The 25,096-nt window shown below is 59.0% G+C and carries 28 protein-coding genes and 1 tRNA gene; 18 read left to right on the top strand and 11 right to left on the bottom strand.

Annotation, left to right across the window (positions count from 1 at the left end; genetic code table 11):
• Positions 1-18: 18 nt before the first annotated feature.
• Positions 19-633, bottom strand: coding sequence for a TetR/AcrR family transcriptional regulator (locus JM93_RS19905; protein ID WP_145347134.1), 615 nt, complete (start codon positions 631-633; stop codon positions 19-21).
• A gap of 109 nt (positions 634-742) precedes the next feature.
• On the opposite strand from JM93_RS19905, the gene gatC reads away from it, so the two are divergent.
• The 7 genes from gatC (at position 743) to JM93_RS19870 (ending at position 8,233) form a co-directional block, all read left to right on the top strand.
• On the top strand, positions 743-1,030 hold the full coding sequence (gene gatC, locus JM93_RS19900; RefSeq protein ID WP_145347132.1) for an Asp-tRNA(Asn)/Glu-tRNA(Gln) amidotransferase subunit GatC: 288 nt from the start codon (positions 743-745) through the stop codon (positions 1,028-1,030).
• A 44-nt stretch (positions 1,031-1,074) separates the two neighbouring features.
• Positions 1,075-2,559, top strand: coding sequence for an Asp-tRNA(Asn)/Glu-tRNA(Gln) amidotransferase subunit GatA (gene gatA / locus JM93_RS19895; protein ID WP_145347130.1), 1,485 nt, complete (start codon positions 1,075-1,077; stop codon positions 2,557-2,559).
• A gap of 271 nt (positions 2,560-2,830) precedes the next feature.
• The gene (locus JM93_RS19890; RefSeq protein ID WP_145347128.1) at positions 2,831-3,928 is read left to right on the top strand and encodes an NAD(P)/FAD-dependent oxidoreductase; all 1,098 of its coding nucleotides are present in this window, start codon (positions 2,831-2,833) and stop codon (positions 3,926-3,928) included.
• A gap of 281 nt (positions 3,929-4,209) precedes the next feature.
• Positions 4,210-5,790, top strand: coding sequence for an OpgD/OpgG family glucan biosynthesis protein (locus JM93_RS19885; RefSeq protein ID WP_145347126.1), 1,581 nt, complete (start codon positions 4,210-4,212; stop codon positions 5,788-5,790).
• Positions 5,787-6,017 (top strand): hypothetical protein, encoded by a 231-nt coding sequence (locus JM93_RS19880; RefSeq protein WP_145347124.1) that lies wholly within the window; start codon positions 5,787-5,789, stop codon positions 6,015-6,017. Before JM93_RS19885 ends, JM93_RS19880 begins: the two co-directional genes overlap by 4 nt.
• 11 nt (positions 6,018-6,028) lie before the next feature.
• On the top strand, positions 6,029-7,762 hold the full coding sequence (gene mdoH, locus JM93_RS19875) for a glucans biosynthesis glucosyltransferase MdoH (RefSeq protein ID WP_145347122.1): 1,734 nt from the start codon (positions 6,029-6,031) through the stop codon (positions 7,760-7,762).
• Between the two features lie 39 nt (positions 7,763-7,801).
• The gene (locus JM93_RS19870; RefSeq protein ID WP_145347120.1) at positions 7,802-8,233 is read left to right on the top strand and encodes a nuclear transport factor 2-like protein; all 432 of its coding nucleotides are present in this window, start codon (positions 7,802-7,804) and stop codon (positions 8,231-8,233) included.
• 72 nt (positions 8,234-8,305) lie between these two features.
• Here JM93_RS19870 and JM93_RS19865 read toward each other — a convergent pair whose 3' ends face one another.
• On the bottom strand, positions 8,306-8,563 hold the full coding sequence (locus tag JM93_RS19865; RefSeq protein WP_145347118.1) for a YjhX family toxin: 258 nt from the start codon (positions 8,561-8,563) through the stop codon (positions 8,306-8,308).
• 200 nt (positions 8,564-8,763) lie between these two features.
• Entirely contained in the window at positions 8,764-9,018 is a 255-nt protein-coding gene (locus JM93_RS19860) for a hypothetical protein (protein ID WP_145347116.1), read from the bottom strand.
• On the opposite strand from JM93_RS19860, the gene JM93_RS22020 reads away from it, so the two are divergent.
• Positions 9,017-9,505 (top strand): hypothetical protein, encoded by a 489-nt coding sequence (locus JM93_RS22020; protein WP_208995360.1) that lies wholly within the window; start codon positions 9,017-9,019, stop codon positions 9,503-9,505. The two genes, JM93_RS19860 and JM93_RS22020, sit on opposite strands and share 2 nt — an antisense overlap.
• On the opposite strand, the gene JM93_RS19850 is transcribed toward JM93_RS22020, so the two are convergent.
• Positions 9,502-9,759: a DUF6455 family protein gene (locus JM93_RS19850; RefSeq protein ID WP_145347114.1), complete on the bottom strand. Its 258-nt coding sequence runs from the start codon at positions 9,757-9,759 to the stop codon at positions 9,502-9,504. The two genes, JM93_RS22020 and JM93_RS19850, sit on opposite strands and share 4 nt — an antisense overlap.
• A gap of 186 nt (positions 9,760-9,945) precedes the next feature.
• Here JM93_RS19850 and fliK point away from each other — a divergent pair, with 186 nt between their 5' ends.
• From fliK to gatB, 3 genes are all read left to right on the top strand, one after another.
• Positions 9,946-12,516, top strand: coding sequence for a flagellar hook-length control protein FliK (gene fliK / locus JM93_RS19845; RefSeq protein ID WP_145347112.1), 2,571 nt, complete (start codon positions 9,946-9,948; stop codon positions 12,514-12,516).
• Positions 12,513-12,791 (top strand): EscU/YscU/HrcU family type III secretion system export apparatus switch protein, encoded by a 279-nt coding sequence (locus JM93_RS19840; protein ID WP_145347110.1) that lies wholly within the window; start codon positions 12,513-12,515, stop codon positions 12,789-12,791. Before fliK ends, JM93_RS19840 begins: the two co-directional genes overlap by 4 nt.
• A 177-nt stretch (positions 12,792-12,968) precedes the next feature.
• The gene (gene gatB / locus JM93_RS19835) at positions 12,969-14,450 is read left to right on the top strand and encodes an Asp-tRNA(Asn)/Glu-tRNA(Gln) amidotransferase subunit GatB (protein ID WP_145347108.1); all 1,482 of its coding nucleotides are present in this window, start codon (positions 12,969-12,971) and stop codon (positions 14,448-14,450) included.
• A gap of 72 nt (positions 14,451-14,522) precedes the next feature.
• On the opposite strand, the gene JM93_RS19830 is transcribed toward gatB, so the two are convergent.
• Positions 14,523-15,791 (bottom strand): sensor domain-containing phosphodiesterase, encoded by a 1,269-nt coding sequence (locus JM93_RS19830; RefSeq protein ID WP_145347106.1) that lies wholly within the window; start codon positions 15,789-15,791, stop codon positions 14,523-14,525.
• Between the two features lie 264 nt (positions 15,792-16,055).
• Between JM93_RS19830 and JM93_RS19825 the strand changes: the two genes are divergently transcribed.
• The 3 genes from JM93_RS19825 (at position 16,056) to JM93_RS19815 (ending at position 18,937) form a co-directional block, all read left to right on the top strand.
• The gene (locus JM93_RS19825; RefSeq protein ID WP_208995359.1) at positions 16,056-17,639 is read left to right on the top strand and encodes a glycosyltransferase family 39 protein; all 1,584 of its coding nucleotides are present in this window, start codon (positions 16,056-16,058) and stop codon (positions 17,637-17,639) included.
• Between the two features lie 17 nt (positions 17,640-17,656).
• Positions 17,657-18,118 (top strand): GNAT family N-acetyltransferase, encoded by a 462-nt coding sequence (locus JM93_RS19820; protein ID WP_145347104.1) that lies wholly within the window; start codon positions 17,657-17,659, stop codon positions 18,116-18,118.
• Positions 18,119-18,223: 105 nt separating this feature from the next.
• Complete coding sequence (locus JM93_RS19815) at positions 18,224-18,937, top strand: glutathione S-transferase N-terminal domain-containing protein (protein ID WP_145347102.1); 714 nt, start codon at positions 18,224-18,226, stop codon at positions 18,935-18,937.
• 69 nt (positions 18,938-19,006) lie between these two features.
• Here the strand turns inward: JM93_RS19815 and JM93_RS19810 are convergent, their stop codons facing one another.
• The 3 genes from JM93_RS19810 to JM93_RS19800 form a co-directional block, all read right to left on the bottom strand.
• Positions 19,007-19,528: a DUF2147 domain-containing protein gene (locus JM93_RS19810; RefSeq protein WP_208995358.1), complete on the bottom strand. Its 522-nt coding sequence runs from the start codon at positions 19,526-19,528 to the stop codon at positions 19,007-19,009.
• A 64-nt stretch (positions 19,529-19,592) separates the two neighbouring features.
• A complete protein-coding gene (locus tag JM93_RS19805; RefSeq protein ID WP_145347100.1) occupies positions 19,593-20,015 on the bottom strand; it encodes a DUF2147 domain-containing protein in 423 nt (140 codons plus the stop codon).
• Positions 20,016-20,139: 124 nt separating this feature from the next.
• Entirely contained in the window at positions 20,140-20,919 is a 780-nt protein-coding gene (locus JM93_RS19800) for an alpha/beta hydrolase (protein WP_208995356.1), read from the bottom strand.
• A 312-nt stretch (positions 20,920-21,231) separates the two neighbouring features.
• Here JM93_RS19800 and JM93_RS19795 point away from each other — a divergent pair, with 312 nt between their 5' ends.
• Entirely contained in the window at positions 21,232-21,501 is a 270-nt protein-coding gene (locus JM93_RS19795; RefSeq protein WP_208995355.1) for a hypothetical protein, read from the top strand.
• A 97-nt stretch (positions 21,502-21,598) separates the two neighbouring features.
• Here the strand turns inward: JM93_RS19795 and JM93_RS19790 are convergent, their stop codons facing one another.
• Entirely contained in the window at positions 21,599-21,829 is a 231-nt protein-coding gene (locus JM93_RS19790) for a hypothetical protein (protein ID WP_145347097.1), read from the bottom strand.
• Positions 21,830-22,882: 1,053 nt separating this feature from the next.
• On the opposite strand from JM93_RS19790, the gene JM93_RS19785 reads away from it, so the two are divergent.
• Positions 22,883-22,972, top strand: a tRNA-Ser gene (locus tag JM93_RS19785).
• Between the two features lie 390 nt (positions 22,973-23,362).
• The gene (locus tag JM93_RS19780) at positions 23,363-24,193 is read left to right on the top strand and encodes a protein NO VEIN domain-containing protein (protein ID WP_145347095.1); all 831 of its coding nucleotides are present in this window, start codon (positions 23,363-23,365) and stop codon (positions 24,191-24,193) included.
• A 3-nt stretch (positions 24,194-24,196) separates the two neighbouring features.
• Here JM93_RS19780 and JM93_RS19775 read toward each other — a convergent pair whose 3' ends face one another.
• Together JM93_RS19775 and JM93_RS19770 are read right to left on the bottom strand one after the other, a co-directional pair.
• Complete coding sequence (locus JM93_RS19775; RefSeq protein WP_145347093.1) at positions 24,197-24,577, bottom strand: hypothetical protein; 381 nt, start codon at positions 24,575-24,577, stop codon at positions 24,197-24,199.
• On the bottom strand, positions 24,577-24,849 hold the full coding sequence (locus JM93_RS19770) for a hypothetical protein (RefSeq protein WP_208995354.1): 273 nt from the start codon (positions 24,847-24,849) through the stop codon (positions 24,577-24,579). The genes JM93_RS19775 and JM93_RS19770 overlap by 1 nt, the downstream gene beginning before the upstream one ends.
• Positions 24,850-24,900: 51 nt before the next feature.
• Here JM93_RS19770 and JM93_RS19765 point away from each other — a divergent pair.
• The coding region (locus JM93_RS19765) for a winged helix-turn-helix transcriptional regulator (protein ID WP_145347091.1) at positions 24,901-25,096 on the top strand (196 nt) is incomplete at its 3' end.

The raw sequence follows: 25,096 nt of genomic DNA, 5'->3' as shown, positions 1-25,096 counted from the left end.
CTTGCCAAAACAGATTGATCAGCGGATCACCGGCGCCGCCGGTGCCAGGCCAAGCACCAGAAAAACAACCTTTTCAATTTCAGCTTCCATATCGGTGGCGGAGGACAGCGTCCAAGACGCCGCGCGATGCTTTGCGTCGCAGGTCAGCCAAAGCCAGCCGATCAGTAAATCGGCCCGCTGATCCGCGTGGCTTTCGAATGACGACGCAATCAGGCATTGCCGGACCGAAAAGCGCAGGGTGTCTTCAAAATGCCGCGCCGGAGCCTGATAGGCTGTATGCCGCCGGGTGTTGAACAGCGCACGGCCTGTGCAGGTCCGGGTCAGGGTATTGGCAGCGGCTGTCATCAGGCGGGAGAGATCCCGCGCCACGTTGGACCGCTCGGGGGGTGGGAGCGGGCGGCTGGCAAGTCCGGTTTCGATGCAAGCGATAACGAGCGCCGCCTTGTCCGGCCAGCGCCGGTAGAGCGCCTGCTTGCTGGTGCGGGCGGCGGCCGCGATATCCGAAAGCGCCACGTCCTCCGGCGGGTTTTGTGCCAGAAGCTCCAAGGCCGCGGCCTGAATACGTTCTGTTACCGCGTCCGACCCCGGCCGGCCGCGGCTTTGGGTGCTGTTTGTTTTTATGCCGGTCCTCATTGGGACCGTATATGCAATTTGTTGGCGGGTTGCCAGTGCCGCGGACTTGAACCTTCCTGGTCCTCCCGCGATAGAAGCAGCACATCATATCGTCATCGAGGAACGCTGAATGTCTGTCGATACTGAAACCGTAAAACGCGTGGCGCGTCTCGCCCGCATCAAGGTGAGCGAAGATCAAGCCACCAAAATGACCGGAGAGCTCAATGGCATCCTCGGGTTCGTCGAGCAGCTGGATGAAGTCGATATCAACGGCGTCGAGCCGCTGACCTCCGTCGTCGAGCAAACCATGAAAAAACGGGCAGATGGCGTCACTGACGGCAGCAAGTCGGCTGACGTGACCCAAAACGCTCCGGCGTCCGAAGACAACTTTTTCATGGTGCCGAAAGTCGTCGAGTGAGCCACGGCTCCTCCGGCCAATGTCTCCCGGATTTGGATTACAAAATGACCGATCTTACAAAACTGACCATTGCCGAGGCCCGTGACGGGCTAAAGAACAAGGACTACACGTCCACCGAGCTGACTGAGGCGTTCATCGGCAACATCGAAGCGGCGAATGCGGCGCTCAATGCCTACGTCGCAGTGACAGCCGAAAAGGCCCGCGAGCTGGCCAAGGCATCAGACGCCAAGCTGGCCAAGGGCGAGGGCGGGGCGCTGGAAGGCATTCCGCTTGGCGTTAAAGACCTGTTCGCGACGGAAGGCGTTCACACACAGGCCTGCTCGCACATCCTCGACGGGTTCAAGCCGTCATACGAGTCGACTGTCACCGCCAACCTTTGGGAAGACGGCGCCGTCATGCTCGGCAAGCTGAACATGGACGAGTTTGCCATGGGCTCCTCGAACGAGACGTCCTACTATGGCAACGTGATCAACCCTTGGCGCAAGAAGGGCTCCAACGAGGCGCTGGTGCCGGGCGGCTCTTCCGGCGGGTCGGCATCCGCCGTTGCCGCCAACCTGTGCATGGGTGCAACCGCGACCGATACGGGCGGGTCGATCCGCCAGCCCGCTGCACTGACAGGAACGGTTGGTATCAAGCCGACTTACGGCCGTTGCTCGCGTTGGGGCACAGTGGCGTTCGCCTCTTCGCTCGATCAGGCGGGCCCGATCGCCCATACGGTGCGCGACAGCGCGATCCTGCTTAAATCGATGGCCTCGGTTGACCCGAAAGACACGACTTCGGTCGACATTGAAGTGCCGGATTATGAAGCTGCTATCGGAAAATCCGTAAAGGGCCTGAAGATTGGCATTCCGGCCGAATACCGCGTGGACGGCATGTCGGGCGAGATCGATGCGTTGTGGCAAAAGGGCATTGACTGGCTGAAGGACGCGGGAGCTGAAATCGTCGACATTGCCATGCCGCATACGAAATATGCGCTGCCTGCGTATTACATTGTGGCGCCAGCCGAAGCCTCGTCCAATCTCGCGCGTTATGACGGTGTCCGCTATGGCCTGCGTGTGCCGGGCAAGGACATTGTCGAGATGTACGAAAACACCCGTGCCGAAGGCTTCGGGGACGAGGTCAAGCGCCGGATCCTGATCGGCACCTACGTGCTGTCCGCCGGATATTATGACGCCTACTACCTGAAGGCCCAGAAGGTCCGGACGCTGATCAAGCGTGACTTTGACCTGGCCTGGCAAAACGGTGTCGATGCCATTCTGACCCCGGCAACACCATCGGCAGCTTTTGCCATCGGCGACAAGGAAATGCATTCCGATCCGGTGAAAATGTACATGCAGGATATTTTTACGGTGACCGTGAACATGGCCGGCCTGCCGGGCATTTCTGTTCCGGCCGGTCTGGATTCAGATGGTCTGCCGCTGGGCCTCCAGCTGATCGGCAAGCCGTTTGATGAAAGCACACTGTTCCAGATGGGGCAGGTGATCGAAGACGCCGCCGGGACGTTTACACCGGAAAAGTGGTGGGGCTGAGGCCTCACGGCGAATGCCTGGCAGCCCCGGATCATATCCGGGGCTATGCCTCTATAGTTGCCGGCCCCGGGGCGGCCCACGTCGGAATGGAGATACAATCTGTCATCCACGGCGAACACCGGCGTAACCCGGGATCGCTTCTTTCAAGAACCTTGGCAATTTCAGTCCTGTGGAACGCTTTGTGGCTCTGAGACCGGACTCCGGCTCAAGGCCAAAGAGGCCACCCGGTTCGTTCACCGGCCCAGTGCGATCTTGAAGTGGGAGAAGTCCCTTGCATGACATCGAAACCATCGTGATAGGCGCCGGGGCGGTTGGATTGGCGATTGGCCGGTCCCTGGCGCTATCTGGCCGTCAGGTGATGGTGCTGGAACAGCACGACATCATCGGATCTGAAACCAGCGCCCGCAATTCCGAGGTCATTCATGCCGGGATTTATTATCCGACGGGAAGCTTGAAAGCCCGCCTGTGCGTCGAGGGCAAGCGCTTGCTGTATCCGTATCTGCGGACGAATGGCGTGGGCCATGAGAACATCACCAAGCTGATCGTGGCCGCCCATGAGGATCAGCTGGCGGATCTGACGCGGATCAAGCGTCAGGCCGAGATCAACGGCGTAGATGACCTTAAATTGTTGTCGCGGGAAGACGCGCTGGCGCTGGAGCCTGAGCTAAATGCAGCCGGAGCCTTGTTGTCGCCTTCAACCGGTATTTTGGACAGCCACGGGTTCATGCTCGCGCTGCAGGGGGAGCTGGAGGCGCATGGCGGGCAAGTGGTCCTCAATACTCGCATCAAAGAAGTTGGGTTGCTCGCCGCGGACGGTTTCAAGGTGACCGTCTCTGATGCAGGTCAAGAGGACTATGCAATCAGCTGCCGTGAACTTGTGATCAGCGCAGGCCATGGGGCTACCGGATTGGCCGCGCAGATCCCCGGCACCGATCCGCCGAGGGCGTATCTTGCCAAGGGTAACTATTTCAAGCTGACCGGAAAATCGCCCTTTTCAAGACTGATTTACCCGGTTCCGGAACCCGGCGGTTTGGGCGTTCACCTCACGCTCGATCTGCAGCACCAGGCACGCTTTGGCCCGGACGTGGAATGGATCGAGGCGCCCGATTTTGAGGTGAACGCCGGGCGTGGCGACCGGTTTTATGCGGCAATCCGGTCCTACTGGCCGGGGCTTGAAGACGGGACGCTGGAACCGGACTACGCCGGGATCCGGCCCAAAATCACCGGACCGGGCGAGCCTGCCGCAGACTTCCGCATCGATGGCCCGCAGGCGCATGGCGTTGGCGGCCTCGTGGCGCTGTTTGGCATCGAATCACCGGGCCTCACAGCGTCACTCGCCATTGGCGATCATGTCGAAAAACTTCTTTAGAAGATCACGGGTACGGTCCGTTGCTGCATGGTGCGGCTTTGATTTGCCATGATCGATTGTATTTCCATCATGCCTCGCGCTCCGGCGTGACGAAATGAAGGCAGGCAGACGCTACGGTCCTGCCCATCGCCAGCCCGAATCCGAATTAACATTTGATAACAATTGCTTGTCTTTGCAAAATTGCCGCCAAGAGGTCTGGATTCTTTCTTATTTTTGCCGTAGTCCGGCGCCCTATTGCCCCAAAATAAAACAACCAAGACCGAACAGGGTGACCGACCGACGTGATCGATCGACGCAAATTTCTCGCCGCCACCGCGTTGTGTGCTGGAACACTCGCGACAGGCGGAATTGCCCGTGCGCAGGAGCCCGGTGCGCCAAAAGCGGCAGCCATTGAAACCTCTCAGCCTTTCGACTTCGAAGCTCTTGCTGCAAAGATGCAGGAAAAGGCGGCAAAGGCCTATAGGTCCGAACAAGTCGACCTGCCCGAAGTCTTGACCGGGCTCGACTATGATGAGCATCGCGCCATCCGCTACCGGCCGGACCGGGCCGTTTGGGCCGGTGGTCCCTCAAACTACCAGCTGCAGGCGTTTCATCCCGGCTGGCTGTACAAGCAGCCTGTGGAGCTCTTCGAGGTGTCCGGTGAAGGCGTGAACCCGCTGGTGTTTTCCAGTGCGGATTTCGAATACCGGGCGCCACTGGAAGCAGAAAAATTCGACGGTATGCAGCTCCCAGGTATTGCCGGTTTCCGGCTGCATTACCCGCTCAATACGCCTGAATACCATGATGAATTGATCGCGTTCTTGGGCAGCAGTTACTTCCGAGCGCTGGGCAAGGCCAATGTTTATGGTCTGTCCGCCCGTGGTTTGGCCGTTGATACGGCGATTTCCGGACCGGAGGAGTTTCCTCGGTTTACAAGGTTCTACTTGCAAAAGCCGCAGGACGGCGATGCGGAGCTGACCGTTTTTGCGGAGCTGGAAAGCAAGAGTGTCACCGGGGCCTACAAGTTCATTGTCAAGCCGGGCGCCAACACCGTGATGGATGTTGATGCGCGCATCTTCATCCGCTCCACGATTTCGCGGCTGGGGATCGCGCCGCTCACCTCGATGTTCCTGTTCGGCGAAAATGACCGGGTCGGCTTTGACGACTACCGCCCGGAGGTGCATGACAATGACGGCATGCTGGTGCTGCGCAAGGACGGAAGGCGCCTATGGCGGCCGCTGCGCAACCCGGACACATTGTCCCTGTCTTTTCTAGAGGAAAATGGCCCCCGTGGCTTCGGTCTGCTGCAGCGCGACCGGAGTTTCGACCATTATCAGGACACCGAAGCGCGCTACGAAAAGCGCCCGTCGCTGTGGATCGAGCCGGTCAAGGACTGGGGCCCTGGGCATGTCATGCTTGCCGAAATCCCGGCCGATAAGGAAATCTACGACAACATCGTTGCCTTCTGGGTACCCGAAAGCGGTCTTGAAGCGGGCTCGGAGCACCGTTTCGAATACCGCATGATCTGGGGTATGGATCCGGAGCCAGGCACCGAACTCGGGCGGGTGATCCGCACCGCCACCGGACATGGCGGCGCGGCGGCATCCGACCCCGATCCGGACCTGCGCAAATTCGTGGTCGAGTTCGGCGGCGATAATCTGGCTGCGATGGGGGCCGACAAGGAACTTTCTCCCCGGTTGAACGTTCGTTTCGGTGAACCCCAGGAGATGCTGCTCCAAAGAATTGAAGGCGGCGCCTGGAGATTCATTGTCGACATACGGCGCGATGACAAAAACACGCCGGTGGAAATCATTCTGTCGCTTACCGATGGCGGCGAGGATGTGACCGAAACCTGGATGTATCAGTGGAGCGGCCTGACATGAGCGTGAGCCAACACACTCTCGCAAACACCCTGCCGAGTGAGCCAGCATCAAACCGGCTTGCGGTTTCGACCATGCCGGCAGCCCTTGCACCTTTGAGCATGCCCGATCACGAATTATGTCCACCGCTCTCCGAACGGATTTCTGGGGCGGTTGGCTGGGTCAGATCCCTTTTCCGCGGCGATGTGCCGTCTGGTCTTCGGGCGCCTGCCCGATTGCCCAAACGGTAAAGGCCGGATAGATGGCAAGTGCCGTCTTTATCCGCCGGTGCGGAATGGTTGTATTTGCTGGGGCGCTGACATTTGCTGCAGCCGCCATGTTCGGAACGGTCGCGCAAGCCGACGGGTTCGTTTGGCTGGATGTGGTGCGGATCGGGCTTCTGTCGGTTGCCGCTTTCTGGCTTGCATGGGGCGGATGTATCGCCTTTTTCGGGCTCTTGTTCCCGCCCCAGGCCGTGGCGCGTCATGATCAACCGATTGCTGCGCGCACGGCTGTTTTAATGCCAGTTTACAACGAAGACACCGAGGCGGTCTTTGCCCGGATGACCGCGATGATGCGGTCTGTCGCGGCTTTGCCGGAGGCAGAGCAGTTTGATTTCTTCATTCTGTCCGACACCACCGATTTGACCATTGCCGAACGCGAAGCGGGGGTTTACCGCCGCGTGGTTGACAGGGAAGGGGTGGAAGGCAGGCTTTTTTACCGGCGCAGGGACAAGAACACCGGCCGGAAAGCGGGGAACATCGCCGATTTTGTCCGCACTTATGGTGCGGCCTATGAGTTCATGCTCATCCTGGATGCCGACAGTTTGATGACGGCGTCAGCGATCGGCGAGATGGTGCGCCGGATGGAGGCCGAGCCGAAGCTCGGACTCTTGCAGACATTGCCTCAGATCCGGGGCCTTGAAACGCTCTTCGGCCGCATGCTCCAATTTTCAACCGCTCTGTATGCGCCGTACTTTGCGCGTGGGTTGGCCTCGGTTCAGGGCGGAGAAGGTTCGTTTTGGGGGCACAATGCCCTGGTGCGGGTGCGCGCCTTTGCCGGCTCTTGCGGCATGGCACCTTTGACCGGCAAACCGCCGTTCGGCGGACACATCCTCAGTCACGACACGGTCGAAGCGGCACTGTTGGCCCGCGACGGCTGGCAAGTGCGGATCGATCCAGATCTGACCGGCTCCTACGAGGAAGCGCCGGCCAATATGGTGGAATATGCCAAGCGGGATCGGCGGTGGTGCCAGGGCAATCTTCAGCATGCCCGCTTGATTTTGGCGCCGCGCTTCAAGCTGTGGAGCCGGTTTGCGATTGTTCAGGGTATCTTCGCCTATCTGGCGTCCCCGATCTGGCTGCTGTTTTTGATTGCCAGCCTTGCCGCGCCGCTGTTCGCCTCTGCTCCGGTGTACTTTGTGGGTTTGTCGCCGTTTCCGACCTTTCCCCATCCCGAAACAGCAACCGCGCTGGCGCTTCTTTTCGGTCTTGTGGCGCTGCTCATCCTGCCAAAACTGATGCTGGTCGTGCGTGCGCTCGTCAGGGGCGGCAATCGCGGTTTTGGCGGAGGTGCCCGGCTTGCGTTTGGCGGCTTTTGCGAAACGCTGATGACATCTGTTCTCGCGCCGATTCACATGATGTTTCAATGCCGGTCGGTCCTGCAAATCCTGACCGGAGCGGATGCTGGCTGGCCTGCGGCTGATCGGGCCGACGGATCCTTGTCTTTGGGCGCTAGTTTTTCCGCGACGTGGTGGATGTCGCTCACAGGCGGTGCGGCAATGGCCTTCGCCTACCACATCACGCCGGAATTGTTTTTCTGGTTGATGCCGGTCACCGTCCCGTTGATCCTCGCGCCGGTGCTGGTTTTTGTTACGGCTTCCGTGCGTCTTGGCAGAGCAGCCCGAAGAGTGGGCCTTTTTCAGATCCCGGCAGAACATGCGCCCGAGCCCGTTGTTTTGGCTATGCTCGAAATTCGCAAACCTGTGGCAAGCTGAGTCATGCAGAAAAGCTTCTGACCACGAGGTGTTATCTCCATGAACCCGCCCGGCAAGCAGATTACCAATGGCTTTAACGGCCGCTTGGAGAAACGATTTCAGGCATTTTTTTACGATTGGATGTTTGGTGATGAGATGTCGCCCGAACAGGTTCTGGAGACCTATTTCGACCCAGGGTTCACAGCAGTGATTGATTGGCACAGTCTCAGCCGTGCGGAATTCGGGAGTCGGATCAAGCGGATGCGGCAAGAAGCTGTTGTGCAGAATCAAGTCTTTCATCAAATGATGGAGGACGGTGATCGACTGTTCAGCATGCATGAGCTGTCCGGCGTTTCGTTGGCCAGCGGGAAGCCGTTCGAGACCTTTGCGATTGCGTATTTTGAATTCAACGACAACCGTCTTTTGCGTGGCTATCTCAACAGCGTTACCAAGGGCGATGCCAGAGACCGCGATATCGCATCCCAGCACTGAGGCTAAAAAGGGCCGGAACTTGCGGCCGGCCCTTCCTGCGCATCGGTCACGGTGAGTGCACGTTGCTGCTCTCTATCTGTTGTCCAGCTGGGAACGGACACGGCGCAGTCCCAATTCGGTGATGCGATACGGGCCGCCTCCGCGCGAGGCGATATAGCCCCGCCGTTTCAGTTTTCTGAAAAGTCTGAGGTCGCAGCCCGACCAGTACCAGCCGTCCCGCGTGACCGTGCTGTTTTTCGATATTTTGCCGCTTTCGTCTTTTTCGACCAGGATGCAGCCGCCCTGAGCCAGCAGGTGAAGCACCCGCTGTTCCGGTTTGGATATGTCCATTGGTAGTGATCTTTGAAGTTCAGATGCAAACATTCGCGCACTGCAGCGTTCGCATGCAGCGGTGGCTATTGCTTTTGACCCGGCTTTCAGATGAAACCGGGTGTTACCGGGACTCTTGTTGTCCGCGCATAAAAACTCCGATCAAAGACAGTCCGCAGATAGCACCTCACCCCGCCGAATTCAAGGCGCTTGGCAAGCTGTCAGCTGCGCTCGGCCGGCCAATAACCGCTTTCCAAATCGCGCGCGACGGCGAGCGCCTCGACATCATCGGAGCGGCAGCGGGAGCATCTCAGCTCTTTTTGAAGCTCGCTGAGTTTTTGGTCAGGCGCGAATTTGTCGGCCTTGAGGTACCGGAACCGTCCGCAACTGCGGCAATTGATTGCGAGCCGCTGGCCCATAAGCGCCAGGTCGCTGATCGTCAGCAAAGACCGTTTTGGACCGGGCAGGGTGGTCATGAGCTGTTCCCAAAAGGCGGCTTCGGCGGCTGGTAGGTGGACTGTAACAGCTGCGAAGCCGATCAAGAAGCTGGTTCTCCTGCCGGACCGCAGTTCGTCCCCGACAATCGATTTGTCGCATGGCGGGCAGATGATTTCCCGCTCGCATTCAATCGCGATTGCAGCTAAACACCCCGCCATGATGACTATGTCCGAAACATGGATTGATCTGTTCGGGGTGTCCGGGCTGTTCAATCCAATCGCCCTGATGATTGGTGTATATCTTGGCTGGCACGCCAACCAGGTCTCGAAGATCTGGATTGCCGGTTTTGCAGCTGCCGCGCTGTCGCTGATCGCCGAAACCGCCTGGAGTTTCACGGGCCTGCCGCATCCAATCGATCAAGATGCCGGCGCGCTGGCCATGTTCCCGTTCCGGTTTGTGGCAGGGGCTGTTGCGGCCGCACTGGCTTACCGTGTCCGGCGGATGCGCGGCGAACGGCCCCGCTAGGAGCCGGGTTTGAGCCAGGAGCTGAACAGCGCTGCATTGGGACAGTTCTGAAACGGCTTGGAAGCACCAGCCGCGTTTTCAGACAGCCAGTCCTTGCAGCCTTCGGCATTTTTGCAATGCATGCAACGGCTTGAGGCCTCCCTTAACTCCTGATCGAGGCGCTGTCCCTCCGGCAGGGACTGCATGGCGCCGATCGTCTCGAGCATACGGCCCATTAGGTCTGCCCGTTCGTTCATTCTATCCATCCAGCGCATGCGCGCTCTCCTTGACTGCTTGACCGCGGGGCCCCTCTCGTTCGGGAATGTGACGGAGCCGGTGACCCGGTGCTTTGATACCGATCAATTCGGCACGATTGTGGGCGGCACTGGCACAATTTTTCCTTTCCGATTAACCTGATTTTCCGATGCCGGGCTCTAATGTCCGCGTGAAGGAGAGCTGACATGGTCGGTGCCGTTCAGGGAATTCCGGCAACGCTTCCCGCAGAAAGCGCTGTCCGTTCCGCCGGTCTTGAACCTGGAACGCAAGTGCAGGCGCGCGTTGAAAGCGCAGGGCCCGACAACACGTTGCGCCTTTCCGTCGGCAAATCATCCATTGAAGTGCGTGCCAGCGCGCCGCTTCCCCCCGGCACGGAAGTCACGATCAAGGTGGATGGCGATGCCGCCCGTCCACAAATCCAGATCATTCCGCAAAAGCCGGGTGTCCAGCCGCAACCAGCAGCGCAGCCGGCAATCCAACCGGCGCAGCCGGGCAGCCAGCCGCCGGCAGCGCAGACACCGCAGACAACTCCGCAAGCCTCCCCCGCCACACCCGCTCCACCGGCGCCCCCGGCGGCTGCAGCCCGTCCATCGCTGGCGGCTGTGCTGAACACGCAATCACAGTCTGTGCCGCAAAACGTTGTCGCAGGACCTGCGGCAGGCGGTGCAGGCGCAATCGGGAGCGCGCCGTCTCCCACGGTGCAAGTGCCGCCTACCGGATTGCCAACCGGACAACCCGCAACATCCGCGCCCGTGACTGCACAGCTCCTGAACGTTCAAAGCGCGTCCAATCCGTCGCAGGGTGCTCCGCTTCAGACCGGTCAGCCCCAGGCCGTGCAACCACAAGCCGGGCAAACGCCATCAAGCCAGCTGCCGACAGGTCAGGGGCAATCCGGGCCAGCCGTGAGCCAGGGGGCTGGTTCTGCTCCTCCGACAGCGCCGGTTCAGATCGGCTCCGGCGCGACCCTGGCGCAAGTGCCACAGTCCGGGGCGAATCTTCAAGTCTCTCAGGGACCCGCGCCGCAGCTTCCTGGATCGCAAAGCCCGGCAAGTCCGGCCGCGATCCCGCAAAACGCTGCCCCAAACCTGGCAGCGGCGCAGATTTCTGGCGTGCTTTCAAGCGGTACGCCGACCACATCGCTCCAGGGCATAATTTCGCAGAACAGCGGACCGCAGCAAGTGGTGCGTTCGGCCGCACCCGCGCCGCAAGGTGCACCTTCTGTGCAGGTCGGTGTTGGAACAGCTCCGCTGCCATCCGCAGCGTCAGGACAAGCCATTCAGCCGGGTGGACAGACTGCAGGTCAGGGCGTCATTTCCCAGACGGGTCCCGGCCCGGTCCCGGCCGGTCAAGCGCCATCGCTGTCAGTCGGCGGGGCGCAAACTGTTCCGGGTTCAGCACCTCCGCCCGGTGCGGGACAGGTGATCAGCAATGCTTCTCTCCAACCCGGCCAAGCCGTCCGGCCTCAACCTCCGTTGGTCTTGTCGGGGTCGGCAGCCGTTCCACAGGCTGTGGCCCAGCAAGGCGGCGCCGGTATTGCGGGCGGTTTGGCCGGGGGTGGTACGGCAACCGGGACCCAATGGAGTGCACAGTTGCCTGCAAGCGGGGCGGCGCCCGCAGGATCTGCGGGAACCCCATTGCCACAGATTTCCGCAAACGTGACTGTCCAGCCACAATCCGTCCAGCCGCTAACTGTGCAGAGCCCACAACCCCTGCAGGCCGGTTACCCGATAAAAGGAACACCGGTGTCGCTCACAGCTCCGGCTGGTCAGGCGTCGGCGGCCGGCAGCGGCCCGCAGCCGGTCTCTGCGGCGCTTGCTTCTGCAGCAAAGACTGTTTTGCCGAAACTTCAGGAGCAACAGTCAAGCCTTGCCGGGTTGTTTGCGCAAATTACAGCCATGAAGTCGGCTCAAGCGGCCTCCGGCAGCAAGCTTCCTGACACTGTCGACAAGGTGATGCAGCAAATCCTCGGACTGCGCTTGAACAGCGCAGGCGGGCAGGTGACGGCACAGTCCGTCCACAATGCGGTGAAGGCTTCTGGTATTTTCCGCGAAGGCGCGTTGTTTTCGGGCGCCAAAGCGCCGTTGCCGCAGCAGGGGCAACCGGCGGATCTGAAGTCGCTTTTGATAACTTTGCGCGGGATCCTGCAGGATTTGGGGGCAGGCAGCAAAGCTGCCAAACCCTTTACACAACCGCCGGTGCCGAGCCTCGCCGGCGCGCCGCGGGGTCAGCGTCCTGCGGCAGCGGCGTCTGTTGCGGGCGCGGATGATGCAGATGCGATGAACCGGTTGCTGCAAGAAACGGACAATGCGCTGTCCCGTATCCGGTTGACGCAGATGGTCAGCCGCGGCCTGGGCGGTGACGATCCTCAGGCCGCGCAGGGAAAGCCGATGGATGTTGTGCTCGAGCTCCCCATGACTGTTGGTCAGGAGACAGCGATCGTCCAGATGCAGATCGGCAGGGACCGGGAGGGCAATCAAACCGGCGAAGACGATGACAGCTCGTGGCGTTTGCGGTTTGCCCTCGACCTGACAGCGACGGGTCCGCTTGAGGCCGCTGTCAGCCTGCGCGGCGGCGGTACATTCGTCAGCGTCTGGGTCGAACGCCGCGATACTTTGGATATGCTGCGCGCCGGGCATGAAACCTTGGAGGCAACCTTTGCAGACGCCGGTCTCAATTTGCAGGAACTGAGATTTCTTCACGGATTGCCGAAACGCCCGGAAACACCGTCCGGTGCCTATCTGGATCGCAGATCATGAACAAAAATGACGGAAAAAAGCTTGCGGTCGCGCTGAAATACGAAGGCGAGGGCACAGCACCTTATGTGAGTGCCACAGGCACCGGGTCGGTTGCAGAGCGCATTGAAGAGCTGGCCCGCGAGGCCGGGGTTCCGATCGAGCAAAACCCTATGATGGCCGAGGCCTTGTCGCAGATCGAACTCGACGAGGAAATTCCGATTGAACTTTATCAGGCGGTTGCTGTCCTGATCGGCTACATCATGCGCACAGGGATGGCGCAAAACCCGCCGGACTGACCAGGGCTCCGGGGCCGAAAATCTGCCGCTTTTGTGCGCAAATTGGCGCTTCTAAGCGAGACCCTCTTGCAGCCTCGGCAATTCCCGACTAGGCATCAAGCCGGCGATTTTAGATGGCTGGCCCCGATCCTCCACGGCGCGCCCGGCCATAAAGAACAAAAACAGGATTTAAGACGCATGACGATTGTCGACGCACGCACTCCCGACCCGAAGAAATTCATCAAGGGCGCGACCGGCGACTGGGAAATCGTGATCGGCATGGAAGTCCATGCCCAGGTGACCTCCGAGGCGAAACTGTTTTCCGGCGCGTCGACCGAGTTCGGCAAGGACCCGAATGACAATGTGAGCCTCGTGGATGCTGCCATGCCCGGCATGCTGCCGGTGATCAATGAGGAATGCGTGCGCCAGGCGATCCGCACCGGTCTGGGCCTCAAGGCCGAGATCAACCTGAAGAGCGTGTTCGACCGCAAGAACTACTTCTACCCGGATCTGCCGCAGGGCTATCAGATCTCCCAGTTCAAGCAGCCGATTGTCGGCGAAGGCACCATCCTTCTGGAAATGCCGGACGAAAAGGTCGAGGTCGGTGTCGAGCGCCTGCACCTGGAGCAGGATGCCGGGAAGTCCTTGCACGACCAACATCCGACCATGTCCTTCGTTGATCTCAACCGGTCCGGCGTCGCGCTGATGGAAATCGTGTCCAAGCCCGATCTCCGTTCAGCTGACGAAGCGAAAGCCTACCTCACGAAGCTGCGCACGATCCTGCGGTATCTCGGCACGTGTGATGGCAACATGGACCAGGGCTCCATGCGGGCGGACGTGAACGTGTCCGTGCGCCGTCCGGGCGAAGGCTTCGGCACGCGCTGCGAGATCAAGAACGTCAACTCCATCCGCTTTGTCGGCCAGGCCATCGAGTATGAAGCCCGGCGTCAGGTCGGCATTCTGGAAGATGGCGGTACCATCGATCAGGAGACACGGCTTTTTGACGCGGTGAAGGGCGAGACCCGGTCCATGCGCTCCAAGGAAGAAGCCCATGACTACCGCTACTTCCCGGATCCGGACCTGCTGCCACTGGAATTCAGCCAAGCTTACGTCGATGAGCTGGCTGCGCATCTTCCGGAACTGCCAGACGATAAAAAAGCCCGGTTCATAAAAGACTATGGCCTGACCGATTATGACGCGGATATTCTGGTTGTCGAACGGGAGTCGGCCGACTTCTTCGAGCAAGTTGCCAAGGGCCGCGATGCCAAACTGGCCGCCAACTGGGTGATCAACGAGCTCTTCGGACGGCTGAACAAGGAAGGCAAGGACCTGGCGACAAGCCCGGTGTCAGCCGCGCAGCTCGGTGCGATTGTCGACTTGATCAAGGACGGCGTGATCTCCGGCAAGATCGCCAAGGATCTGTTCGAAATCGTCTGGACCGAGGGCGGGGATCCGGCGCAGATCGTCGAAGACCGCGGCATGAAACAGGTCACGGATCTGGGCGCGATCGAGGCCATTGTCGACGACATCATCGCCGCCAACCCGGACAAGGTCGAGCAGGCGAAGAACAAACCAGGGCTTCTCGGCTGGTTTGTCGGCCAGGTGATGAAACAGTCGCAGGGTAAAGCCAACCCGCAGGCGGTCAACGATCTCTTGAAGCAGAAGATCGGGCTGGAGTGAGCGTGACGGTTCCCGTCTTGTAAAGAAAACCCGCGCCTGGTGCGCGGGTTTTTTGCAAGCAGAGATGGCGGGTCAGCACGCGTTCGCCAAAGGAGAGCCTGTGTGACTCTCAAGTGCGTTTTGCAGCGGCGCCGGCCGCCCCATCAAATAGCCTTGAGCCATTTCGACCCCCAGATGACGCAGGGTTTCCAGCTCCTGTTTTGTTTCGACGCCTTCGGCAATCAACCTGCTCCCGGTTTGGCGCGAGAAGAAGATCAAGCTTGAGGCCAACGCCTGGCGCGCGAGATTGCGGTCAATTTCGGTAACAAGCGAGCGGTCAAGCTTGATGACATCGGCCTGCAGGTTGAGGATGTGCTGGAAGGTGGAATATCCGGCTCCGGCATCGTCGACGGCAACCTTGAGCCCGGCACTGCGCAAAGACGAGAGAGCGTCGTGCAAATGCCGGTAATTCTCGATTGCTGCGTGCTCGGTCAATTCAAGCATGACCCGGTCAAGGGGCGCGCTTGTGAACAGTCGGGCAAAACGCGGTGACAGGACTACGGAAGGAGAGGCGTTGATCGACAGGGTGACCTCTTGAGGTAGGGCCGGTAGGGCTTCCAACGCTTTTTTGATCGCGTGGAGCTGCAATTCCTCGTCGGCACCAACCTCCTGAGCATCCTCGAACCATTTGTCTGGTCCTTGTTGGGGGGCGGTTTCAAACCGGGCCAGAGCTTCAAAGCTGCTGACTGTGTCAGATCCAAGGTCCATGATCGGTTGCAAATGCATGGCCATCAGGTCATTTTCCAGTACGTCCCTGATCCTGAATAGCATTTCCGTTTTCGAACGCTCCTTGAAACTGCTCATTTCGATGAGCTGGGTGGCGATCTCCGCAAATGCCGTCAAGGTGCTCAGATCACGATCGTTCAACGAAGTGTTCGGGTTCCCGCTATAACAACACAGCGTACCGAATACGTGACCGCCGGGCAGCACAATCGGCACCCCGAGGTAACAACCGATGCCGAGCGTTTTTGTCACCGGCATGCAGGCCGTTTGCGGTTCCGCGGATGTATCGGGGATGATGCCTGCCAGTTTCCCGGTTGCAATTTTGTGGCAGTAAGTTTCCTCAAGTAGATCAGCGGCGCCGGGCTGCGGACCTTTGCCGGGTTCGCAATCCACGTTTAGGAATTTGCGCTGTCCGCCGGCGAATTCGCTCAAGAATCCGACTTCCATATCGAGATGGCGTCTCATTGCATGAACCAGATTTTGGATTTGTCCGGAAACTCCGCGCGACGGACTGCGACGTATGAAAGAACTTTCAAGCTCAGAAACACACGTGTTGTTGACCCCATTCGAGCTCTTCATCGCCAATTGGTTCCCTTTGAAAAGAACAGTGATCCTGTTCAACGAGTAATTGGCCTGCTCTCTTAACAAACGTCTAATCCAAGTTGTAAATATGGATCACTTAATCGAAAAAATACCAAGGTATACCCTGAAAGAATTGGTATTTATTCAATCATTGTAAAAAGTAACCAAAAAGAAGATGGGGGAATTAAAAGTTGTGTATTGGTTGTGGTTTTTGATCTCTACCCTGCGCTAGGCAATGCCCGCCGGGTGGGTTAAACGGCTATGGCCGAAACCAAGATGCGCAACATGACATCAAATCACTCCTCCGCCGACCCTGCACCTGTTCCTTTTTATGCCACGCCCTTCGGTGTTTGGGCCATTGCCGCGGGCTGGGGGCTGATGCATTTGCTCCTGAGGGCATTGAACTCTCCGGTGCTGGGAACGGATGACATGTTTGAAAACGTGCTCGTCCAAACACTCGAAGCAGGCTACATGCTGCGCCAGCCACCTCTTTACGAGTGGTTGTTATGGTCCGCCCAGCAGATTTTCGGGCCAACAATCTGGGCGGCGCTCTCTGTTAAGTATGGCTTGATTTCAGTGGCGGCGCTGTTTCTGTTTCTGATTGCGCGCAAGGCTTTGCCGGACCCGCGTCTGGCTGCGCTCTGCGCGTTTTGCTATTCGCTTTTTTATCAGTTCGGCTGGAACCTGCATGAGGGAGTGACGCACACCGTTGTGTTGACAGTCGCCTGTGCCGCAAGCGCGTTTTTCTTCATAAAGGCGTTGGAGACCGGCCAGCTCGGCTTCTATGTCCTGTTCGGCGTTGCTGTCGGAACAGGATTGCTTGGCAAGCATTCCTATCCGATTTTTGTTGTGGCGTTGCTGCTGGCAGCGCTCAGTGATGCGCATTGGCGCTCACGGCTTCGGCTTGCCGGTTTGGCGCTTGTTCCGATCGCGGCCCTCTTCGTCTACAGCCCCTATGCCTACTGGATCTTCAGCGAGGGCTTGAAGCTTCTGCCCTCTGTGTCCCAGACCATGGGCGTGACTGCGCAAACCTCCCACCTTGCACGGGCAGGCGAGGGGCTGGGCCGGCTGTTGTTCGGCTTGCTGGGATTCTCGGTCCCGCTTGTGCCCTTGGTGCTTTTGATCTTCTGGCAGCGGTTCGCAGGACGTAATACCCCTGTGAGCCCCGGAGTTCCCCCGGCCGCGCGCCTGTGTGGCCGCACGGTTCTGGCGATGATTTTGCTGACCGCTGTTTTGATCGCGGTCACGGGTGCCACCTATGTCAAGGAACGGCACATGCACCCCTTGATGCTGCTCTTGCCGATCTACCTGTTTGCGGATCTTGACCGCTATCGGTGGGGGCGCCAATGGCGGATCTTGGGCGCAGTCGCTGCCAGTCTAGTTGTGGTCGTCTTTGTGGCCCGAGTTCCGGGTTTGCTCGCGCCCGATCGGTTCTGGTGCGGCGGAAAATGCCGACACATGAAGCCTTATGAAGACCTTCGGACCCCGCTTTTGGATGTGGGCGCAGGGCAGGCTACGCTTCTGACCGATAATGGCTATACGGGTGGCAATGTGAGGGTCCTGTTGCCCGGTGCCCGGGTGGTGACACCAGCCATTCCGGCGCGTACACCGCCGCGTGACAGCTGCTTCTACATCTGGGAGGAGGGTGATGCGGAACCGGCGTTGCCGGCGGCCGAGCAGTTTGAGGCGGTCAAGGCACAAGCCGGTTTGCAAGGGGCGCCGATTTCCGCACGGTATCTGCAAGGGAACTGGCCCCATCTTTGGAAGACGGACGGCTGGCGCACGACATATTGGGGTGTTGCCGAACTCAAGCCCACAGACCCGGCCTGCCACTTATCTGAATAACCCGAAAGAGGCCCGTCATGCCGACTTGCCGGATAGAAAAAGCCCGCCCTGAACACCTCCAGGCGATCATTTCGATCGTGAATGCAGGCGCAACTTCGGCCCGCCAGAATAAGGAGTTTACCGATTGGCAGGACTACCGTCCGGCCTTCGAGGCCCTGTGTGCCGCCCCCGAGGCCGATATTTACGTCGCGCTGAACACGTCTGGCGAGGTTGTCGGGACATACCAGATCCATTTTCTCAAAGGGCTTGCCTATCAAGGCCGGCCGCGTGTGGAGCTTGAAAGTGTGCATGTGCGAGGCGATCAGCAGGGCAAGGGCGTCGGCCGGACGATGATGGCACATGCCGAAGAGCTTGCACGGGTGGCGGACGCGTGCCTTGTGCAGCTGACGTCAAACAAGGAACGGCAGGGCTCGCATCTTTTTTACAGGCGTCTCGGCTACGAACAAAGCCATCTCGGTTACAAGAAAATGTTGGTGTGAACCGAGGGCAACAACGGACGTACGCACCTTGGTTGAATTGTGAACCGGTCAGTCCTAAATCTCGGGGCAAGGTGATCCGATCCACCTGTCTTCAAGGAGTATTTTATGTCCGTTTCCCAAGTAAAGCCGATCGAACTCTATTACTGGCCGACGCCGAATGGCTGGAAGGTGTCGATCCTGTTAGAAGAGCTGGGTGTGCCTTACGAGGTCAAATTCATCGACATCGGCAAGGGCGACCAGTTTGAACCGGAGTTTTTGAAGTTTTCGCCGAACAACCGCATGCCTGCCATTATTGACCCGGAAGGTCCGGACGGGTCGCCGATCACAGTTTTCGAATCCGGTGCGATCTTGCAGTATCTCGGCCGCAAATTCGGCAAGTATTATCCAGCCGACGAGCGCAAGCGGGTCGAGACCGAGGAATGGCTGATGTGGCAGATGGGCGGCTTCGGGCCGATGCTTGGCCAAAACCATCACTTCCGGATCTACGCACCGGAAAAGATCGAATATGCCATGAGCCGTTATCTCAACGAGACGCATCGGCTGTATGGGGTCTTGGACCGACGCCTTGAAGGCCGCGATTACGTGGCTGCCGGCGAGTACACCATTGCGGACATGGCGATGATCGGCTGGGCGCAAGGCTGGGAACGCCAGGGCATGGATCTCGAAGAATTCCAGAATGTCAAAGCCTGGAAAACGCGGTTGGAAGAGCGTCCCGCGGTTCAAAAAGGCTTGGTTGTCGGCAAGGAAGAGCGCGAGAAATTTGCCCTTCAAGACGACAAGAACGCTCAGAGCGTTCTGTTCGGCCAGCGCGCGCGGTAAGCTCGCCCGAACACGGGTTTACATAAAGGCACCCTGGCGGAAGCCGGGGTGTTTTGGTTCGGGGCGGGATCAATCCCCTGTTCTGCGCCAGGTTTCGGTCTCACACACATTGAATATTGCCCGAACGCAGCCTCGTATTGACAGTTGGTTGGCATCAGGCCGGGTCACTGTCGCGTTCGCGCTGAAACCCCGGCGCGGATCGTAGACCCGGCCTTTCCAGCCGGTTCCCTCCGGTGCAAGCCGCCACAATATCGTCAATCCCAGAATTTTCCGGCCGCGTTTCGACGCGTCGCGGTTGCGAATATCCATGGCAGTTTGTTGTGTTTCGCCCGGTGGTGGCGGAAAGCTGATGATTTTCCCGCATGGCGCGCCGCCGCAGTCCGAAATCTCGACCGTCGCGCCGTCTTGTGTTCGCCACCTGCCGGCAATGTCGGACGCGGATTGAGCGGGCGCGGTGAGCAATAGCGCCAGCAGGAAACCGGCCACCAGCATTCCACTGGCCGATAAAGGCCGGCCGCCAGTGTGGCGGTTCCGGCGGTGTTTCACATTGTGCAGATCCATAGCCGACAAGCCCCGAAGCAAACGCTGCATGCAAGATTATCATGCGCTTGAAGAAGGGTTTATACGGCTGGTCCTGAACCGGATCTGAACAGGCTTATTTGACCCTGGACCAGGTTTCGCCCTTGCAGATCAGGCCGCCCATGACGCAGCCCTCTAGCTTGAGCTTGTTTGCGGATGTCAGCTGGATGAAGCCGGTATAGGTCTTGCCGTCTTCGGCGTTGTAAACCTTGCCCTTCCACTGACCATCCTTTCCAGTCGGTTTCATGGACTGGACGATTTGGACGCCGACGAGTGGGCGGCTGCGCTTGCTCGCATCCGGGTTTTGGGTGTCATTGCGCGGCTGTTTCAGCCAGACCAGTTTTCCGCACAGCGATGCACCGCATGAGCTGATCCGGATTTTGGACGCACCATTGGGCCGTACCCATTCGCCTTTGGCGTCGGCTGCATAACTTGGGGTTGCGAAAGCGGCGGCGAGACCGCAGCCGATCAAGGCGGCTGCAAGTGTGGACTTGAACATGTTTTTCCTCCCAGAAAGCGTCGTGCTTCCGTTTACGGAAACGGAGCCTACAGCGCAAATCCTGAGCTGCAAACCCGTGTCGCTACGTCACATTGGAGAGTTTTTTCGCAATTCCGAGCCGTGTTCAGGATGTTTCGGGCAGAGCGCTTATCCAATCGAGGCTGGTCTGTGCAATGTCCTGCCAGCCGTCTTCCAGCTGCATATAGTGGCATTTGCCTTCAACCTCGACGAAACGCGCCCAGTCGCCGTAGCGGCTTGCCATTGCTCTGCTGGTAGATGGAGGCACAACTTTGTCTTCCGTTCCGGACAGGAACAACAAGGGTGTCTGGACCGTGGCATGATCGATCCAAGTCGTTTGGTTGATATCGTACATCCAAAAAAACAGCTCGAACAGAACAGTGCCCGATTCCGTCCCTAGCCGGTCGCAAATGGCATGTTGCTGGTGTTCTGGCATCGTATTCAGGCCGTAGGCCGCCAGGAGCTCGAAGTCCTGTCCCGGAGCCATCTCCCAAAACCTGCCGGCAGACATGAAACCCTTGCCCAACGCCCGCTCCATGTCGGTGGTTGGCAAGGTGCCGTGGCAAATGCTGCTGTTGATGAGTACAGCCGCCCGGATCTCGCCGCGCGCGGCCAGGAGTTGCGCAATCAGGCCGCCAAGAGAGTGGCCAATAACGATCGGAGGTTGTTCAAGACCGGAGATAAAGGCGCTGATGTCCGAGACATAGTCGGCAATGCTTAGGCCGGTGAGTGCCGTTTGGCGTTCGTCTGAGGCAGGCAGGTCATGATGGCGGTAGGTCGGCGTATGGCAGGAATAGCCCTGTTGCTCAAAAAACCGGGTGAAGGTCTGCATGGTCCACGGAGCCGCATTGGTTCCGTGCAAAAGAACGATTGGCGCATTCGGCATGATGGTCTCCCGCTCAGGCCTGTTATGCCCATGTCCGGGCATGCGACCTTACATCAGCGTAAACAAAATGTTGCTGCAATTCTTCACATTGTCTCTAACGGGCCTTGAAAAACAAATGAAATTTCAAAAATGATGATTTTCGAAGTGTTAAGTTCACACCTCGGTAAGCTTTTGTTTGATTTGCGTTAATTCTAGTTTTTAACGGCCCGTTCAACGCCGTTTTGCAAGATCGGTGTCAGAAACGCTGCGTCATATCACGGTGTTTCGGGGACGCTTCACGGGGGTGAAGCCTCACAAAACGGGGAGTGCGTCATGGCACGGTTTGAAGTTTATTCAGAAGATATGTCCGGTTTCGGCGAAGCGCCGGCAAATCCGGAAATCCTGTTCCAGATGGGTCTGGACAGCGCATGCGGGCGGCATGGCGAGGCCGATCTGATCGCAGCACACAAATGGTTCAATATTGCTGCCCTGAAAGGCAACAGGGACGCTGCCCAATACCGCAAAGAAATCTCGGCGGAAATGAGCCCGTCCCAGATTGCTGAAGCCCAGCGGTCGGCGCGTGAGTGGTTGTCAGCGCATTGAGCGCGCCGCTCCGGCGCTCTGCCGGTCTTCTTCTATGGGCACGGTCTGATCGGACCTGGCCGGTCTATTCTGGGCCAGGTCCGGCATCTTCATCCGCCTATGCCGCGTGTTGCGACGATTCTTTCGCCGCTGCGTCCGCATCCGGAGTGGCGTAGGGCGGCAGATTGTTGACCAGCGCCGCACACGCCAAAGCGATGTAACGCGGAGCGCCTTGTTTCCTGAACTTGGCGATCGTATTCCGAGATCCAATTCCCAGAGCCTCTGCCGTCGCCGCGGTGCTTTTGAAGCCCATCCGTTGGCACCAATGCTGAAACTCGTCTGCGTTCATAAATTCCCCCTAATTTCCTTAGAGTGTTAGTATCTGCCCAGTGCATCGACTATCCCGAGTAGATAGCCGTCAAGATGCAACCATAGAGTGATTTGTCGGAAAAAACAACATTGAGATTTACCGAAGCGGCTTCGCCTGTAACCCATTGAAAACCGGGGACTAAAGCGTGGATATCAGCAGAGCTCGCCTATAGTTTCGACAACCATTGGTAGAAAATTGGGATCGAAGATGCCGCGCAGGGGTTGTGTCTCGTGTTCCGTTTCGCGTGATCGCCTCAAATCCCTCCCGGAAACGTGCAATCAAGTCCGGGTCACTGTTCTTCCGGAATGCCATTTGTAGCGGACCGCTCGGGTCCTTCACCCGATAGACCCGCTCAACTTCCTGCCGGTCCAGCTCATCCGGTGTCACGTGGTGCTCAAAGGAGGCCTCGTTGAAGGCCATGAGACCCAGCCTGCCGCGCGACAGTTTTCGAATGTTCAAGGCATCTTGTCCGACCACGTCCAGGTTGAAAAATTTCTACCCTTTAAGACCCTGAAGAATAATGTTTTCCACAGAAACGCCACTCGTGCGGGCCGTTGTTTCGTTCAGTGTCGAGGCTGTAACATCGTGGCGTGCCGCGCGGCGGAAAACCGAGGTGTCGCAAGCAGCGAAGGCCAAAGCCCATTCAAACTGATCCTGTCACTCCGGGCTTCGGCCGGTGGAAGGCCGATCGAGTGGGGCAAGGTGTTTTGCCGGCTTTGTGCCGTGAGAGGGGGCCGTACCCAAAGCAAGAAGGTCATCGGCGGGTCAACGCCTGTTTCCTCCAGAACCGCCTTCACCGCATGCCCGTTCCTGCGCTTCGCTCCCCGGCAGCGTTTTGATGCGTCTGGCGGGGCGAGGGAACGACGGCATTTTTAACGGGTGAGCCTCATTGCTTTGGCGGTTTGCAGCCCCGGGCGGCTTTCAACCCAAAATGCGGGCAGACACCGCTTCAGGCACGAGGTTTTGAAAAATTCCACAGCCAAGGAAAAAAACCTTGATCTCCAGAAGTCGGACAACTAAACGGGACTAACCGGAGAGGTGGCCGAGTGGTCGAAGGCGCTCCCCTGCTAAGGGAGTAGGCGGGCAACCGTCTCGAGGGTTCGAATCCCTTCCTCTCCGCCATTATCCCCATTGCGAACCAGTGTCACCGCCCTGACGGGCACGGATTTTTCCGTGTTAACAAAGGGGTTTGCGGAAACCGACCGAACCTCATAGACGCGCCGCCTAGCCGAAGCTGGGCTCAGAATGACCCTCAGTCTCAGTTTGGGCGAACCTCACCCGTTTCGGTTCGGTCTCGTTTTCTCGTTACCTTTCAATGCACTGCTGCCGAACTCCGCCAAAACCCAAACGTGCGTTCCGAACGACATCGATGGCAATATAGCCAGAACATGCGGTAGGCGCGTTGCTCGGGATGCTAGCGTAAATCGACGGATTTCTTGGGTAGGTTTGCATCCCATTCCCCCAACCGAAACCGCTGATGACAAATGATTTTCCCGCGTCTAGCCTGGCCGCATGTCGAACGGGCCTTGGACAGATGCAGAGAATGACCTGATCGTCGCGGATTACTTCGCGATGCTGGCTGCGGACTTCGCTGGTCAGTCCTATAACAAGGCCGCGCACAATCGCGATCTTCAGGCCCAGATAGACCGCAACCGCAGTTCGATTGAGTTCAAGCACCAGAACATCAGCGCGGTTCTCAGGGCCCTCGGAGAGGACTGGATCCCCGGCTATAAGCCCGCGCAAAACTACCAGGGCACACTAGAAGAGGCGGTGGCGCGTTGGCTGGAACTCAACCCCGGCTGGCTGTCCCGCATTCCGGACCGGCCCGCGATGGGCCTCCGCGAGGCGGCTCAACTTTGGATTGGACCGCCCCCGACGCTCAGCAACCAACCGCCTCCGGCTGAACTTGAGCAAACCATCGCCACCGCCCGCAAATTCGATGTGGCGGAGCGTGACGAGCGCAACCGCGCGCTTGGCCGGGCGGGAGAGGAACGCGCGCTGGCGCATGAGAAAGCGGTGCTGGCTGGCTACGGGCGCTCTGATCTTGCGTCAAAGGTGCGATGGGTCTCGGAGGAGGATGGCGATGGCGCGGGGTATGATATCGCCAGTTATGCGCCGGATGGTCGGCCCCGTCTGATCGAAGTGAAGACGACCAACGGCTGGGAACGCACACCATTCCATATTTCGCGGAACGAGCTGGCTGTTGCCGACGAACGGTGGGCGGACTGGTGCCTCATGCGGCTCTATCACTTTGCACGCGAGCCGAAGGCGTTCGAACTGCGCCCGCCGCTGGACGCCCACGTGTCGCTGACCGCTACGAGCTTTCAGGCCAGCTTCCATTAAGGGTTAGTCAAACACGCGCCCCGGCTGCTCGACCCATGGCAATTCCGACACGCCGCAGAGGTCGAAGATCGAAAGGACCGTCGGCTCGCGCCGCAGCACCAGTCGTTCCAATACCGAAGGCGACAGCCATGCGAGCCGGATCACGCGGCTGACATAACGGTCGGAGATACCTTCCTCTCTGGCGAGATCGGCGATGGTGTTGACGTCGCCGCGCTCGAGCCTGCGCCGCCAGTCCCACGCGCGGCCGATGGCGCGCAGAAGGCGCGCGTCCTGGCCGCGATCCATGGCGACCTCGATCTCTTTTGGCGGCAGGATGCGGGGGCGGCCGCCTCGATTGCGCAGGGTGAGCGGGATGTGGACCCGGAGGGTATCGGGCTCTGCCATCACGCCACCTCCGGCTTGGCCGGTGCCATAAGCGTCGCAATTGCACCCAAGCCCTCGTGGCGCAGATCGACCGCCAGTCCGGCGTCGCTGGCTGTGACACGCGCCACCAGCAGCCTGACCACGCGCGCTTGCTCGGCCGGGATCAGCGCCTTCCACATGTCGTCAAATTGGGCGAGTGAGGCGCTGATGTCCGCCTCGCCAAGGTCTGGCTGTTGATTTTCACCGAGAACTGACCCGGTGAGGCCCGATTTTTTCACTGAGAACTGACCCATGTTTAAACCCACCCCTGAGTGATTTCGGCGGGGGAATACGGAGTGATAGACATGGCGTTGTTGAGCGTTATCAGACGCTGGCATTTTCGTGATCAGCTTTCGATCCGGGAGATCTCCCGGCGCACCGGATTGTCCCGGAACACAGTGCGCAAGTATTTGCGGGATGATACGGTTGAACCCGTGTTCAAGGTTCCCGAGAGGCCCAGCAAACTTGATGCCTTTGCCGACAAGCTGTCGGCCTGGTTGC

The organism is Roseibium hamelinense (assembly GCF_007830545.1).
Lineage (GTDB): Bacteria > Pseudomonadota > Alphaproteobacteria > Rhizobiales > Stappiaceae > Roseibium > Roseibium hamelinense.
The sequence above is the reverse complement of the archived record's forward strand: the minus strand, read 5'-3'. Positions and strand labels throughout refer to the sequence as shown.